Source organism: Bdellovibrio sp. HCB2-146 (genome assembly GCF_047345725.1).
In the GTDB taxonomy this organism is placed as follows: domain Bacteria; phylum Bdellovibrionota; class Bdellovibrionia; order Bdellovibrionales; family Bdellovibrionaceae; genus Bdellovibrio.
Genome location: NZ_JBLEQP010000002.1, coordinates 843476 through 856068 on the forward strand (window position 1 = coordinate 843476; position 12593 = coordinate 856068).

At 45.9% G+C, this 12593-nt stretch carries 15 protein-coding genes; 10 read left to right on the forward strand and 5 right to left on the reverse strand.

Features of this window, described 5'->3' with window-relative positions:
• Positions 1-64: 64 nt before the first annotated feature.
• Positions 65-1006: an AEC family transporter gene (locus ACLWOR_RS14965; protein ID WP_413941579.1), complete on the reverse strand. Its 942-nt coding sequence runs from the start codon at positions 1004-1006 to the stop codon at positions 65-67.
• A 3-nt stretch (positions 1007-1009) separates the two neighbouring features.
• Positions 1010-1444 (reverse strand): DoxX family protein, encoded by a 435-nt coding sequence (locus ACLWOR_RS14970; RefSeq protein ID WP_413941580.1) that lies wholly within the window; start codon positions 1442-1444, stop codon positions 1010-1012.
• A gap of 117 nt (positions 1445-1561) precedes the next feature.
• On the opposite strand from ACLWOR_RS14970, the gene ACLWOR_RS14975 reads away from it, so the two are divergent.
• The 9 genes from ACLWOR_RS14975 to ACLWOR_RS15015 all read left to right on the forward strand — a co-directional run bounded on the left by ACLWOR_RS14975 (position 1562) and on the right by ACLWOR_RS15015 (position 8977).
• Positions 1562-2074 (forward strand): hypothetical protein, encoded by a 513-nt coding sequence (locus ACLWOR_RS14975; RefSeq protein ID WP_413941581.1) that lies wholly within the window; start codon positions 1562-1564, stop codon positions 2072-2074.
• A 132-nt stretch (positions 2075-2206) separates the two neighbouring features.
• A complete protein-coding gene (locus ACLWOR_RS14980; protein WP_413941582.1) occupies positions 2207-2686 on the forward strand; it encodes an AgmX/PglI C-terminal domain-containing protein in 480 nt (159 codons plus the stop codon).
• Between the two features lie 72 nt (positions 2687-2758).
• Entirely contained in the window at positions 2759-2986 is a 228-nt protein-coding gene (locus tag ACLWOR_RS14985) for a glycine zipper domain-containing protein (protein WP_413941583.1), read from the forward strand.
• Positions 2987-2989: 3 nt separating this feature from the next.
• Positions 2990-3436, forward strand: a complete 447-nt coding sequence (locus tag ACLWOR_RS14990; RefSeq protein ID WP_413941584.1) for a hypothetical protein — start codon at positions 2990-2992, stop codon at positions 3434-3436.
• Between the two features lie 97 nt (positions 3437-3533).
• Positions 3534-4136 (forward strand): LA_2272 family surface repeat-containing protein, encoded by a 603-nt coding sequence (locus tag ACLWOR_RS14995; protein ID WP_413941585.1) that lies wholly within the window; start codon positions 3534-3536, stop codon positions 4134-4136.
• Positions 4137-4359: 223 nt separating this feature from the next.
• The gene (locus ACLWOR_RS15000; RefSeq protein ID WP_413941586.1) at positions 4360-5625 is read left to right on the forward strand and encodes a hypothetical protein; all 1266 of its coding nucleotides are present in this window, start codon (positions 4360-4362) and stop codon (positions 5623-5625) included.
• A gap of 12 nt (positions 5626-5637) precedes the next feature.
• Positions 5638-6297, forward strand: coding sequence for a hypothetical protein (locus tag ACLWOR_RS15005; RefSeq protein WP_413941587.1), 660 nt, complete (start codon positions 5638-5640; stop codon positions 6295-6297).
• An 18-nt stretch (positions 6298-6315) separates the two neighbouring features.
• The gene (locus ACLWOR_RS15010; RefSeq protein ID WP_413941588.1) at positions 6316-7740 is read left to right on the forward strand and encodes a hypothetical protein; all 1425 of its coding nucleotides are present in this window, start codon (positions 6316-6318) and stop codon (positions 7738-7740) included.
• A 37-nt stretch (positions 7741-7777) separates the two neighbouring features.
• Entirely contained in the window at positions 7778-8977 is a 1200-nt protein-coding gene (locus tag ACLWOR_RS15015; RefSeq protein ID WP_413941589.1) for a c-type cytochrome, read from the forward strand.
• 9 nt (positions 8978-8986) lie between these two features.
• On the opposite strand, the gene ACLWOR_RS15020 is transcribed toward ACLWOR_RS15015, so the two are convergent.
• A complete protein-coding gene (locus tag ACLWOR_RS15020; RefSeq protein WP_413941590.1) occupies positions 8987-10177 on the reverse strand; it encodes an RCC1 domain-containing protein in 1191 nt (396 codons plus the stop codon).
• Between the two features lie 268 nt (positions 10178-10445).
• Here ACLWOR_RS15020 and ACLWOR_RS15025 point away from each other — a divergent pair, with 268 nt between their 5' ends.
• Positions 10446-11333, forward strand: coding sequence for a 3'-5' exonuclease (locus tag ACLWOR_RS15025; protein WP_413941591.1), 888 nt, complete (start codon positions 10446-10448; stop codon positions 11331-11333).
• A 1-nt stretch (position 11334) separates the two neighbouring features.
• On the opposite strand, the gene ACLWOR_RS15030 is transcribed toward ACLWOR_RS15025, so the two are convergent.
• Together ACLWOR_RS15030 and ACLWOR_RS15035 are read right to left on the reverse strand one after the other, a co-directional pair.
• Complete coding sequence (locus ACLWOR_RS15030; RefSeq protein WP_413941592.1) at positions 11335-12015, reverse strand: hypothetical protein; 681 nt, start codon at positions 12013-12015, stop codon at positions 11335-11337.
• Positions 12016-12155: 140 nt separating this feature from the next.
• The gene (locus ACLWOR_RS15035) at positions 12156-12524 is read right to left on the reverse strand and encodes a hypothetical protein (protein ID WP_413941593.1); all 369 of its coding nucleotides are present in this window, start codon (positions 12522-12524) and stop codon (positions 12156-12158) included.
• Positions 12525-12593: the final 69 nt, after the last annotated feature.

The window sequence follows — 12593 nt, forward strand, 5'->3', positions numbered from 1 at the left end:
ACTCCCTTGTTTTTCAAATCCGTAGATCTGAACACAAAGGCTTATCTGAATTCACGAAAGTTTTTTAAAGAATGATTTCTAACAAACGATACCAAAGAGGAACTGTGATAAGAGACAAAGGAATTCCGATGCCCACCATCAGGCTGGCAATTTCCGCTTTTAAACCAAACTCACTTGCTACAACGGACGCAGTGATCATAGGTGCCATCGCGGCTTCGAGAATTGTGATTTGCGTTGAAAGACTTTGGGATCCCAAAGCGCCAACATACAACAGCATCATTAACAATGGCGCGAGCAAAAGTTTATAAGCCAAACCCCAAGCTAACGGACCACCTTGACGTTGCACGACTGCTTTTGAAACAGAAAGCTGAAACCCCACGGCAACAAGAGCCAGTGGCACTAATGTTGATCCGAGTTTTTCAAATACAGGATGAATAAACATATGTCCCGGAGTTCCTAGGAAATGCCAAAGAACTGCCACTAAAAGAGAAACAAATGGTGGAAACGTCAAAATATTTTTAGCAACTTTTTTCCACGAGAATTGAGCATTTTCTTTTTGACCGTAGCGAGCTGCCACGATCAAACCGATAGTTGAAAGAACTAAAAAACTCCCCAATTGATCAATTAAAATTCCTACTGGAATCGAGCGCGGGCCATAGAAAGCTTCTAAAAGTGGAAAGCCGACAAAAGACGTATTCCCCAACCCTGCTGTCAAGATCAAGGCTCCCTCTTCTGCCTGGCTCCAGCCCAACCTTTTCCCCAAGAATGAAAAGAAGACCCAACTGAGAAAAAAGCAAATCCATGCCATCGATATTGGAATCAACATCTCTGTATTTAACTCTGCACTACGGATCAATGAAGGAATTTGAACAAGAATAACCGCAGGAAGCGATACGTGAATGACAAAGGCATTTAAAACCTGCGCGGTTTCACCGGGAAAGCGCCTTGTTCGTTTCAACAAGACGCCCAATGCGAGACAAAGAAAAATCAAGATAAAATTCGACATCAATTACTTCGTGCAACGACGAGAAAGCAGATGATCCAAAGAGAATTTTCCAGCACCAGCTAGAACAAAGAACAAGCTTGAGAACAAGTATAACAAAGCCATTTCTTTTTTCTCAAATGGATCGGCACCATGAACACCAAACACAGCAACCAACATCGTGAAAGCAACAAACGCGGCCGCAGGACGCGTGAGAAGACCTATTGCCAATAACAACCCACCGACTAATTCAGCACAAGCTGCAGCCCATGCAAAAAGCTCAGGCATCGGGAATCCCAAACTCGAAACGCCCCCGATCAGCATCTCACTTGGAGGCATTTTCCCCATGCCGTGAGAAAAAGCCATCGTCAAACCAATAAAGACTCTTAAAAGTAAATACGCCGTTGCCGTTGTATTGATATTTGAACTTGAAGCAAGTAGAGGTCCACAGATGCGTTTCATGAAGTTCTCCTAAAGTGAAAGAGTTTTGAGCATTATCATCCGGAGACGGCGGAAAGTAAATAGACAAAGCATGCGGGCTTCTTCATAATAATTGAAAATCAAGGAAGGATTTTATCTATGAAGATTCTCATTCCGCTTTCAGCAAGCCTCTTACTTCTCACTTCATGTGTTATTAAAGGCAAAACGATTCGTGACGTTCCGGCTTTGAACCCTCAAAAAATCAACGTTACCCAGCTTAAAGATCTTCCGGGTAAGACTTTAAGTCTTGCTGTTGTCGATTCCCGCAAAGAAGACATCATGAGTGCGCAACTTCGTAACGAAGTCACTCGCGCTGTGACGGAAGCATTGAGCCGCGAAGGCACACAAGTCCAAGCACAATCAAAAAATGAGCTCGTGCTAACGATTTTAGATTTTGAAACGAAAGATTATAAAGAAGGTTGCGTAAAAATCGGCAGTGCTTTGACTTTGGATAAAAAAGCCAAAGTTAATACAGAAGCCAGCTCCTGCTTTGAAACAAAAAGTCCATTTGGCCAAAAAATGGGTGCTGACATCAGTGCCGCTTATGAAGAAGCCCTGAATCTCACTTTCAAAAATTTAAATGAAGGTCTCAGCCAACTTCCACCTCAATAGGTGGAAGTGCTTCATCTTGAAACGTTTTTAAAAAATCGCTATTTGTAAAGTCGCATCCCTTGATAGTCTTAAAACCAGTCGCACGTCGTTCGTACGTTAAGTTAGATAGGTTTTAAATCTTGAGGGGGATTTATGCGAACGACATTTTTATCTATCATCTCTATTTTTCTTTTCTCATCAATTTCATTTGCCAGTGACCTCATCGACAACCCAGTTCCTGATTTGGAGCTGGTAGAGCTGGAATCGGCTGCGACCGCAAGCTCAGCCACGGAAGAAGACCGCACGCCGTCTTCGATCCCGACACAAGCGGCTTCGGCCAAAGACCGCAAGAACATGGTGATGCAAACTATCTCTAAGAACTTTTCGGGCTTGAAATCTTGTTATACGCAAGGACTTAAACAGAACGCAGATATGAAGGGTAAAGTTGTCATGACCTGGGACCTGGATGCTCGCGGCAAAGTTACTCGCGCCGGAATTGAAGACTCGCAACTTAAAAATAAAAACGTTGAAGAGTGCATGGTTAAACAATTCTCAGAATGGCACTTCCCAAGCCAAGCGAAAATTGCGGGATCCAAAGACAAGATGACTTACACCTTCCACTTTGTTCCATAGCCCGGACTGGACCAAGGCCCTTCTTTTCGGCGGAACTCTTCAACTTGAATTTGTTTCTGCCGAAACGAGGGCATGGACCGCGATCAACTTATTGCCGAAATTAAAAAACAACTCAAAGAAGAACTGCAGCAGCACGCGCAAGCTTTGAAGGATCAAATTCCTCCTGAGCAAAAAGAACAACTGCAGGATCTTCAGGCTCAATTCACTAAAGCTGTGAAAGAAAACCCTTGGACATCAGTTGGTGTCGCGGCTGTCGTTGGCTTTATGCTCGCCCGTCTTCTCTATAGAAGGAAGGACTAACACATGATGAAGATCCTTCTTCCTCTGATCTCATTTTTACTTGGCACTGGTAAAAACTTTTTCAAAGAACCAGGCGTGGCTTTAACTCAGCAATTGGTTTTACACTTGCGTGCGTTAACGACAATGCTTGTTTCCACAATTGTTTCATTAGTTCTGTTTTGTGTTGGAACTTCATTCTTAGTTTCTGCCGTGGCTAAACAATTAGACTCGGAAGAGTCATTTGTTTTTTCGGGAGGCACTATCCTATTCACCGCTCTGACAGTCATTTCACTGGCAGTTTTGATTTACAGTCTGCGTCGTCAAACGTGGCTGAAAACTTTGGGTTTTGAAGAGCGGCCTGCTCCAGCAAAACAAAGTGGTGCACTTGAAAACGCGGTCGCTCTTCTTGTCATGGATTTTGTCGAAGAAAGACAAAACAAGAGAACGCAGAAATCTGAGCAAGCTTCTTAGCAAAAAACTCATCAAATAACCAGTTCCACTCTGTAAGCGCAGACCTATGTCTCGGGCTCACTTTGTTTTTGAAAACAAAGCTGTCTAGAATAGGACCATGACTAAATACATAGCATTAACAGCCGTATTATTAGCCTTCTTCACAACAACTCACACCCAAGCAGCCGTCTCTCCGGTCTCACTGGCCATCGTTCCTCCTATCCAGTTTCCTCCGGGTGATTTCGATGTCACCGGCGTGCGCGCCAGCGTCCTCTGGGGTCAGCATCGCAGCGTCTATGGTATCGATGTTGGTCTTTTGGGAAATATCACAGAGCAGACCTTTACCGGTGTCGCGGCTTCCGGGATCTTTAATAACACTCGTGGCTCGACCACGATCACAGGTTTTCAAGTCGCCGGTCTTACGAATATTAACTCCAGCAAAACAACGGTTGTGGGATTGCAACTCACGGCAGGTGTGAACTACAACTCCGCAGAGTCTTCGGTCACAGGTTTGCAAATGGCCCTGCTTGCGAACATCAGTCCCTTTACTGATATCTACGGATTTCAAGTCGGTCTCTACAACCGCGCTAAAGAAGTCTATGGTTTACAAATCGGTCTTATCAATGTTGCTGACAACCTTCACGGTGTGCAAATTGGTTTGGTCAATTTTAATCACAAAGGTCCTTTTGCGATCTCTCCGATTCTAAACGTCGGATTCTAGACACGGATTTTCACGGTGTCGGGGACTAACATCTGTTAGTTCCCCATTCACAAAACGTCCATTTCCCCGACACTTCCCTCACTACTCTTTTTACACCCGAAAAAAAGTTTTCCGCACGCGTTTCGTCCGCAGTATCAGTATGAGAAGGCTCACTTCTTTCTGTTTTAAACACCGTGAGATTGAGTCACAATCATATTCAGGTCCTGATGAATTCGGAGGGGGAATGAAATTCATCGTCTTGTCACTCTTGTTAGTGGGGCTTGTGACCGTCAACACCCGTGCTCATGCTCAGGTTAAGCCTGACATCGGAGCACAAGATCCTTCAGCACTTGAACAAAAGGCTCGCAAGATTTATGAACGCTTAACCGGAACGAAGCTTCCGGTGGACAGCCCGGCCGTCAAAGAGATGGCGGCGCTGCTCAACTCGGGGAATCTTTTAGCAGCCTCGCAAGTTGCAACGAAAGATCCCAATTTCTACAACATCACAGTCAAGTTGATGGCGCTACAGCTCTCAACACGTGATGAGACTATTAAAACTCAAATGAATGACTTTGCCGCTGCGATGATCGGCGTCACCCGTGACAATCGTGATGCCCGTGAACTTCTCACTGGAAATTTTTATTATATGGGCAGCGGAGCTAACATCCGCTCCGATCTGGTCAAAGATATTCTTATTTCGAACAATCACTATGCGGACCTTGAAACAGCCCGCGTGGATTTTAGTACGAACCTTCAACGCGTTGAAGGACAAATGATCGCGACCAGTGAAACGGCGACGATGGCCAATCCCGATCCGGCCGGAGTTCTGACTTCCAGAACATTTATGGGTGCGCACGCTCTTGCCGGAACAAATCGCCGCTTGGTTGAATACACGTTTCGCGAATTTATGTGTGTGCCATTGGATCAATGGGCCGACACCGGCGCCTCTGACGCACGCATTGGTCGCGACATTGACCGCTTTCCTGCCGGTGACCATATGAAATTCCAAACATCTTGTAAAGGCTGTCACACCGTTATGGACGGATTCCGTGGAGCATTTGCAAAGTGGGATTTTGATGGCATGGGAATCAAGCACTCCGCGGTGAATGCACGTGGTGGCGCGAACAACTATACAATCGCTACCGACACTCGCGGTGTGATAAACAAAATGAACAAAAATAACACTGTTTTCCCTGCAGGGTTTGTGACGATTGATGACTCTTTTGTGAATAATGCCACACGAACTCAAAACTCGTCTCTGTTTCAGTGGCGATCACCAGCCAGCACAGGAAATGGCGTTAAGGCATTCGGCACAATGGTTGCCAACTCTCGCCGTTTCAGTCAGTGCATGGCCAAACGAGTTTTTAAAACTGTTTGTCGCAAGGAACTGGATCTTACGAAATATCAAAATCGTCTTGCCGATTGGGGTGATGAGTTTGAAGCCAATGGTTACAAACTTAAATCCTTGTTCGAATCAATTTCAACCAAACCGGAATGCTTCGGAAGCTAGAAGGAGGCGTCTATGAAAAGAATTTTAAAAAATACTTTACGCTGGCTCCCGATTCTTGCTTTGCTCGCAGTTGGATTTAACAACTGTGCTCCAAGCGGTGGTGGCGACAGTGGCAGCGTCGACAGTGCGTCGGTGGGTCAGCCCGCACCTGAAGTGGATTCAGAAAAATTGGGAATACCGATTGCTCTGTTATCTGCGGAACAAACTCTCCAATCTATGTTGTCTGTGACAAACACATCAACAGCAAGTGCGGCGACACTGACCGAATACAATGATCGCTACGGTGCCTTGGCTGCGGGAAATGATCTCAGCATGGCGAATGGTCCCTTGATGATAGGTGCGACCAGCCTGGCGGGAGAAGTCTGCAACAATATGATCACTCAAGAAAAAGCAGCGGCGACAGCTTCTCGCAATTTCTATGGCAGTGTCAATTTTGCAGCTGGTATCAGCAGCCTCGACGATCTTGCGTTTCGCTCATCGATTCGTGGGATGGCAAGATCATTCTGGGGACGCAACGAAACCATGGAGGAATACACCCTCCTTTTGCAATACAAAAATGATTTCTCTGCCGCACTGGCAGCCAATGCGCGGACGCAAGCCGCATCAACTTCTAACGTTCTATTGGCGCTTTGTGCAGCAATGCTTTCAAGTTTAGATTCAATTTCTTACTAGATTCTCTGGGGGGAGAAGATGGCAAAGAATAAAAAAGATATCCCAATGTGGGCAAAGACCGGTCATGCAAAGCCAGTTTCACGTCGCGACTTTTTAGCGGCGGGAATTCTTCCCTTTGCCGCGACCATGATGGTACCAAACTGGATGTCCCTACTCTTAGGTTCACAGGCCCATGCTCAAACTGCAGGTGACTGTCCACTACCAGAAACACTGATCCCATTTGTGACTCTGAATTTAGCAGGTGGTGCTGCCATGGCCAGCAATTATCTGCCGATGAATTCCAAGCGTGAACCTATTGCGAGTTACAGCAAATTGGGCCTTGGCAACAACCAAGTTCCTATTGAACGCGAATTTGGTAACGTTCCTTTTGCGGGATTGAATAACGGTGTGCTGATCAGCCGTTTTCTCACTGGTATTCGAGCGCAGGCCAATGCACAGACATTGGCAAGAACAGCTTTCATTGCGATTCCCGTGGATTCACAAAACGACACGTCTTCAAATAAATTTGATATTTCGGGAGCTATCACTCGTGCTGGGCTGGTCGGCACGAACTTGCCGAACTTAGGACGCGTCAATACTCGCACCGGCATTCGTCAAGAAGCTGCCATTGTCGCGCCACCTTCCCCACTGGTGGTTAGCAATTACAATTCTCTTTTAACGTCGATTGGATATAGTGCTTCGTTGGGGCGCAATCTAAATCAAAATCAAAAAAACTCGCTCGCAAAATTAATGAGCAGTTTGAACACTTCCCAATCGCGTAAGCTTGCTTCGATCGATGGCGGTCAAGCTGTAAAAACTGTTTTGGATTGCGCGGGAATTAAAAACGTCGATATCGTGCAAAAAGGTTCAAGCGTCGTGGACCCTCGTCAAAACGCCAATTACTCCGCAGTCTGGGGAGTGAATGCGAACACGGCCGCGAACAATCGTGAATTGATTTTCGGCGCGATGATTTACAATACATTAGTAGGTCAAGCTGGAGCCTCGAATCTTGAACTCGGTGGTTATGATTATCATGACAACACTCGCACAACGGGTGACACTCGCGACCAAGATGCCGGTGTTTTAGTCGGACGCATATTACAAAGTGCTTCCGTGCTGGGTCGCCCGGTTTTCATCAATGTTGTTTCGGATGGATCTGTATTTAGTCCCGACTCGCAGGATCGCAATGCCGTTTGGGCTGGTGATCGCGGATCCAACGGTGTGTCGTACATTTTGTACTTTGATCCAAAAGGCAGACCTGCAACGAGTGACTATCAGATTGGTCATTTCAACGACAACCAGGCTGCAGATCCAAGCTTCCTCACTGGGAACAATCCGGAGCTGGCTGCGGCCGCAGTGTTTGCGAATTGGTGCCAGGCGAATAAACGTATGGATCTTTTTGATCGCGTCGCAGGTCGCTTGTTTGATTCAAGTCAATTGGCTAAAGTGGTTAAGGTAGCTTAAATAAAATCATGTCTTAGTTCGTCTCTGGGGGGACTGATTGAAACATTACAGACGTTACTTGAGAAACGTTTCATTGACGTTCGGTGCTGGCATTCTGGTTGTGTTCTTTAATAACTGTGACAAAGGCTTTCTAACATTGGATACGCCAATGGAAGGAAGCTTTTCGTCTTCCTCAACTTGCGAAGCTTCTCTCTTAAAAATTTATGAAAGCACCTATCATAGTTTCTTAAGCCAAACGTGTTCATCTTGTCACGTCGCGGGCCCGGGCCTAGGGCGATTTGCGATCTCCAATGTGAAAGCTTCTTACGATGCTTTTGTTTCCATCGGCGCTGATAAAATCAACAGTCAGGCCATCAACGACAATCACAAACCACCGGCAACAGGTTCGCAAAATACCGCGCGTATTAATGAGATCAAAGCTGCTTGGGCGTCAGCTCAAGATAAATACGTAGCCTGTCTTGCTAATCAAGGTGGCGGCGGTGGTGCGACTGAATTTGTCGTAAAATCTTCGAACAAAACTGTTCCAACAAATTTAGCAACAACCTTTGTGCGCATGGAGTGGGACCTTGAAACACAAAGCACAGCCCAAGTTCCTGTGGTTGCGGGAATTGAAATTCGTAAGGCCGTTTTAAACAATGTCACTCAAGGTTATGAGTTTAGAAATCCAACTCTTAGATTGAAGAATACGACTTCGGGTAACTACTATGCCCGTGCGCTGAATATTTATATTAACGATGCTCTTCAAGGAGACGTCACCACTTATTCCAATATTGAAGCTACAATCAATATGACAACAAATATCAATCTTGCTCCGGGAGCCGCGAATGCGTGGGCAGTGCGTGCTGTGGCTGCGACTGACGTTGTTGCGATGGAGTTCTCGACTCTGAAATCAGAGTCTGGGACACCTAACAATCCAAATCCAACACCAAGTCCATCGCCTTCACCTTCACCGTCACCGTCACCTTCTCCATCCCCTTCGCCATCACCCACGGTCGTGACCTTTACTCAATTGGTGGCAAACGGTGGTGTCTTTGCAAATAGCTGCGTGGGTTGCCATAGCGCTGGAAATGCACGAGGCGGTTTGGATATCACCAACTACAACTCTGCTAAAACAGCAGCAGCGAATATCCGGGCACGCGTGAACAATGCGAACAACCCAATGCCGACTGGTGGCCTGTTGCCACAAGCACAAAGAAATATTATCAATGCATGGGTTGATGGCGGAGCTCCTCAATAGAGGAGCTTTTTAAAATCTAAGCCCGCCGACATGATTGTAACCGACAAATACTTTTTGCCAAGTTCCCTCAATCTGAACGGGAGTGGAAGCATTCGCCGTACTCCCCGTTCCTAAAAATCCACCGGTTCCATCTCCCCAAGAATACAGGGTTCCGTCTGACTTAAGGCCAAGAGCAAATCCATGACCGGGAAAAATTTCTGACCAAGTCGTTCCGGGAAATTGCACAGGGGTGGATCTTCCCGAGGTATCACCAAGGCCAAGCTGCCCTTCGGTGTTATAACCCCAGCACCAATATGTTCCGTCATTCCTTTTTCCGTAAGCAACGTTATCTCCGGCATAAATATCTGTCCACGTGGTTAATGAACCGACTTGAATCGGTGTCGAAACTTTCGTTCCGTTTGCTACGCCATTGCCGAGTTGCCCTGACCAGTTAATACCCCAGGACCATAAAGTTCCGTCGGAGCGAATCGCATACGAGTTCGCCAGGCCCGTTGCAACTTTTAAAAAAGTACTTCCCAAACCAATTTGCACCGGTGAAGAAACCGACGTGGCAGAGCCGTTGCCAACTTGCCCCGAAGAATTTGATCCCCAGCCCCACAGAGTACCGTCCGCTTTGATCCCAATGGTGTGATAGTCACCAAGGGAAACTTCCGTCCAAGATCCTGAAATTTGTATCGGCGTTGAAACGCTCACGGGAGCGGGCCCCGCCCCAATATTTCCCTCGGGATTTTGCCCCCAACCATAGAGCGACGTTCCTTGCTTGGCCATATTGTAGGGCCCTAAGCCTCGCACAAGAGCCGTCCATGATGTGAGTGAACCTACATGAACAGGACTTGATCGCCCCGTGGTATTTCCAACTCCAAGTTGACCCCAGTTATTGCGACCAAATGTCCAAAGCTCATTTTTGTTTTTAATTGCGGTTGTCGAATCAAGGCTCGCAGAAATTCGCTCCCAAGTATTGCCAGCAAATACAGCAACAGGTGTCGAGAAGGATCCGCCATTAGCTCCATTGCCAAACTGTCCATAAGTATTGGCTCCCCAAAAACACCAGGCGCCGGTTCTTTTCCGTGCAATTTTTGGGGCAACAAAAGCAGCCAATCGCTGTGGAATAAGGAGATTAAAAAACTGCCAAGTGCCTGCAAGAAGTGAGAGCTTTAAAAATCTCCGCCTTTGTTCGTGGAAGTTTGATTTTTGTACCATAAATTCAAATTAACACCCTCAAGAGGTGTTCCTAAGTTGCAAAACTAAGGAATTTTGAAAACTAGATTCTCCTCCCAAAAACCGACCGCTTCCGATCACATAAAAACCGAATTCCTATACAAGAGTTCTCATCTGTAGTTTCCTAAAGAATTAAACCTGATTTGCAAATGAGGCACTGCGTACAGGCCTTAAAAATCAATCTGCCCTTTACTCCAACCTCCGAACATTCTATTGTTACCTCCTGAAAATCATATTCGAGGAGCTTCCCGTGGCATTTCGTTGGATTGGAAAATCAGCAGATGGAAAAACCGTCACCCTGCAACGTCTTGAAGGTTGCCCGGTGCAAACACCGCCTTATGCAACACTTGAGTGGATTCATAACAACTCTGATATCGTGCGCATGGGTGTGGTCCTAGATGTTGAAACCACAGGTTTGAATCAAGCTGAAGACAACATCATCGAAATTGGATTGCGCCAATTTATTTTCAATCGCAACACGGGTGAAGTTTTAACTCTGGCAAATTCTTATAGCAGCTTCCAAGATCCAGGCCGTCCTTTGAGCAAAGAAATTTCTGAGCTTACAGGTATTACCGACGAGATGGTTGCCGGTCAAAATATCGATTGGAATGCTGTGAATGCCATGCTTGAGCAAGCGAGTGTCGTAATCGCCCACAATGCTCGCTTTGACCGCCCGTTTATTGATCGCAAATCGAAAGTTTCTACGGAAAAAATCTGGGCTTGTTCTTTAAAGCAAATTGATTGGAGCTTAAAAGGTTTTACAAGTTCCAAGTTAGAGCTTCTCAACATCTATCACGGTTTCTTTACGGATTCTCATCGTGCAATCAACGATGTGGATGCGTTGTTATATCTTTTAAGTCTTCCTGAAGATGGATCTCAGAAACCTTACTTAGCAGAGCTTTTAAACAATGCCCGCCGACCGATGACTCAGGTGATTGCAAGCTCCGCGCCTTTTGAATCGAAAGATCATCTCAAAGGCCGCGGCTACAGTTGGGATAGTATCAATCGCTTCTGGGCAAAAATTATTTTTAAAGATGAAGTCGCTGCTGAAATGACATGGCTTGAAGACTGCGTTTACTGCGGTCCTTTCGGTGGCATCACTCGCGATATTCAACTGGTGGATGGTTTTAAAGCCTAGATTAGCCGAGTTGTCTTAGGACGCGGCCTCTGACAATCGCGACGACAGCTTCGGCTTTTTTGTCGCGAAAAAGAGGACCGATAAATGCCTTCTCGTAAAGAATCTCGAGTCTTTGTTCAGAAATCTTCTCAATAACCGGATGAGGCTCAACATTTGCGTCGACGATATTTTTAAGTTCGCCTGCGAAAACCTTATCCACGACAGAGAAAAGACCTTGGGTGATTTTCAAATCTCGATCAAAAAGATTCCACCACTCGACTGAATACAATTCTTCAAGAGAGTACGAACAACATTCAAAGAATCTAAAATTGCGGTACAACTGCCGACCTTCGTTGTCATAGATCTCAATCACATCTTGGTCTGTGACATAGGAAAACATATCCGACGGCGGGACCAAATTCAGCTTTTTAAGAGCTCGCCAGGTAAATGTCAGGCTGTCTTTGATACGATAGCCTTCTGCAACTTGTGCATCGCAAAGCTCCACATAGAATTGAAGATGTTCGATGATCTCAGCTTTTTTATCGTCGTGAAGTTTACTAAAAAAAGGAAGCCCTGGCAGGGCCGCTCGGCATTTTACGCCTTCAACAGCAAGAAGGGCGCAAAGTTCATTTGCCAAAATTAAAAACTGCTCGTCTCGAGATGTTCCGGAACTGTGTCGAGAAGCGACACCCTGCTGACTCATGAATCTATGCCTTCCCCAAATAGAGCTACTCTCTCAAAATATCTGAGGTCTCCAAAGTTGTCTAACAAAAGTGTGAAACGTCTCAAAGTAGAAATTATTTTGCGAAAATTAGACGGACTTCGGTTTACTCGCATTTGATTCTAGCGAACAAAGACCTGTAAGTTTGAAGGGCGATTGGTTTCAAGAGAGCGAGCCTCTAAACGAATCGAACGGAGTTTGTTGATAGAAAAGCGTGCTTCTGACATCCGAGGTGAACGATAGTCACCACGCAGCTGCCAAAGTGGAAGTTGATGAAGGTTCTCTGTCAGAACCATAACATTATCGATACGCACTGATCCCATCGATACATAAACGCGCACTTCTGTGTATTGGGCACCATCATTGACCAAAATCTCGCGAAAATAAGGTGCGTTTGGCCATATCGTTTCGTTCGCAATTGCCCTCCAAGCATTTGCTGTTTGCGCCAAACTCGAGGTGATCACAAACAAAAGAACGAATAGTTTTTTCATAGAGGACCTCCAAACAAGGGTGACTATACAAAACCGTTCTCGGCAACTCAAACACTACTTGCGGGTTTT

What these genes read in the sequence shown, in the direction of transcription:
- ACLWOR_RS14965 (WP_413941579.1), bottom strand. Translation starts at nt 1,006, where the DNA reads ATGTCGAATTTTATCTTGATTTTTCTTTGTCTCGCATTGGGCGTCTTG.
- ACLWOR_RS14970 (WP_413941580.1), bottom strand. Translation starts at nt 1,444, where the DNA reads ATGAAACGCATCTGTGGACCTCTACTTGCTTCAAGTTCAAATATCAAT.
- ACLWOR_RS14975 (WP_413941581.1), top strand. Translation starts at nt 1,562, where the DNA reads ATGAAGATTCTCATTCCGCTTTCAGCAAGCCTCTTACTTCTCACTTCA.
- ACLWOR_RS14980 (WP_413941582.1), top strand. Translation starts at nt 2,207, where the DNA reads ATGCGAACGACATTTTTATCTATCATCTCTATTTTTCTTTTCTCATCA.
- ACLWOR_RS14985 (WP_413941583.1), top strand. Translation starts at nt 2,759, where the DNA reads ATGGACCGCGATCAACTTATTGCCGAAATTAAAAAACAACTCAAAGAA.
- ACLWOR_RS14990 (WP_413941584.1), top strand. Translation starts at nt 2,990, where the DNA reads ATGATGAAGATCCTTCTTCCTCTGATCTCATTTTTACTTGGCACTGGT.
- ACLWOR_RS14995 (WP_413941585.1), top strand. Translation starts at nt 3,534, where the DNA reads ATGACTAAATACATAGCATTAACAGCCGTATTATTAGCCTTCTTCACA.
- ACLWOR_RS15000 (WP_413941586.1), top strand. Translation starts at nt 4,360, where the DNA reads ATGAAATTCATCGTCTTGTCACTCTTGTTAGTGGGGCTTGTGACCGTC.
- ACLWOR_RS15005 (WP_413941587.1), top strand. Translation starts at nt 5,638, where the DNA reads ATGAAAAGAATTTTAAAAAATACTTTACGCTGGCTCCCGATTCTTGCT.
- ACLWOR_RS15010 (WP_413941588.1), top strand. Translation starts at nt 6,316, where the DNA reads ATGGCAAAGAATAAAAAAGATATCCCAATGTGGGCAAAGACCGGTCAT.
- ACLWOR_RS15020 (WP_413941590.1), bottom strand. Translation starts at nt 10,177, where the DNA reads ATGGTACAAAAATCAAACTTCCACGAACAAAGGCGGAGATTTTTAAAG.
- ACLWOR_RS15030 (WP_413941592.1), bottom strand. Translation starts at nt 12,015, where the DNA reads ATGAGTCAGCAGGGTGTCGCTTCTCGACACAGTTCCGGAACATCTCGA.
- ACLWOR_RS15035 (WP_413941593.1), bottom strand. Translation starts at nt 12,524, where the DNA reads ATGAAAAAACTATTCGTTCTTTTGTTTGTGATCACCTCGAGTTTGGCG.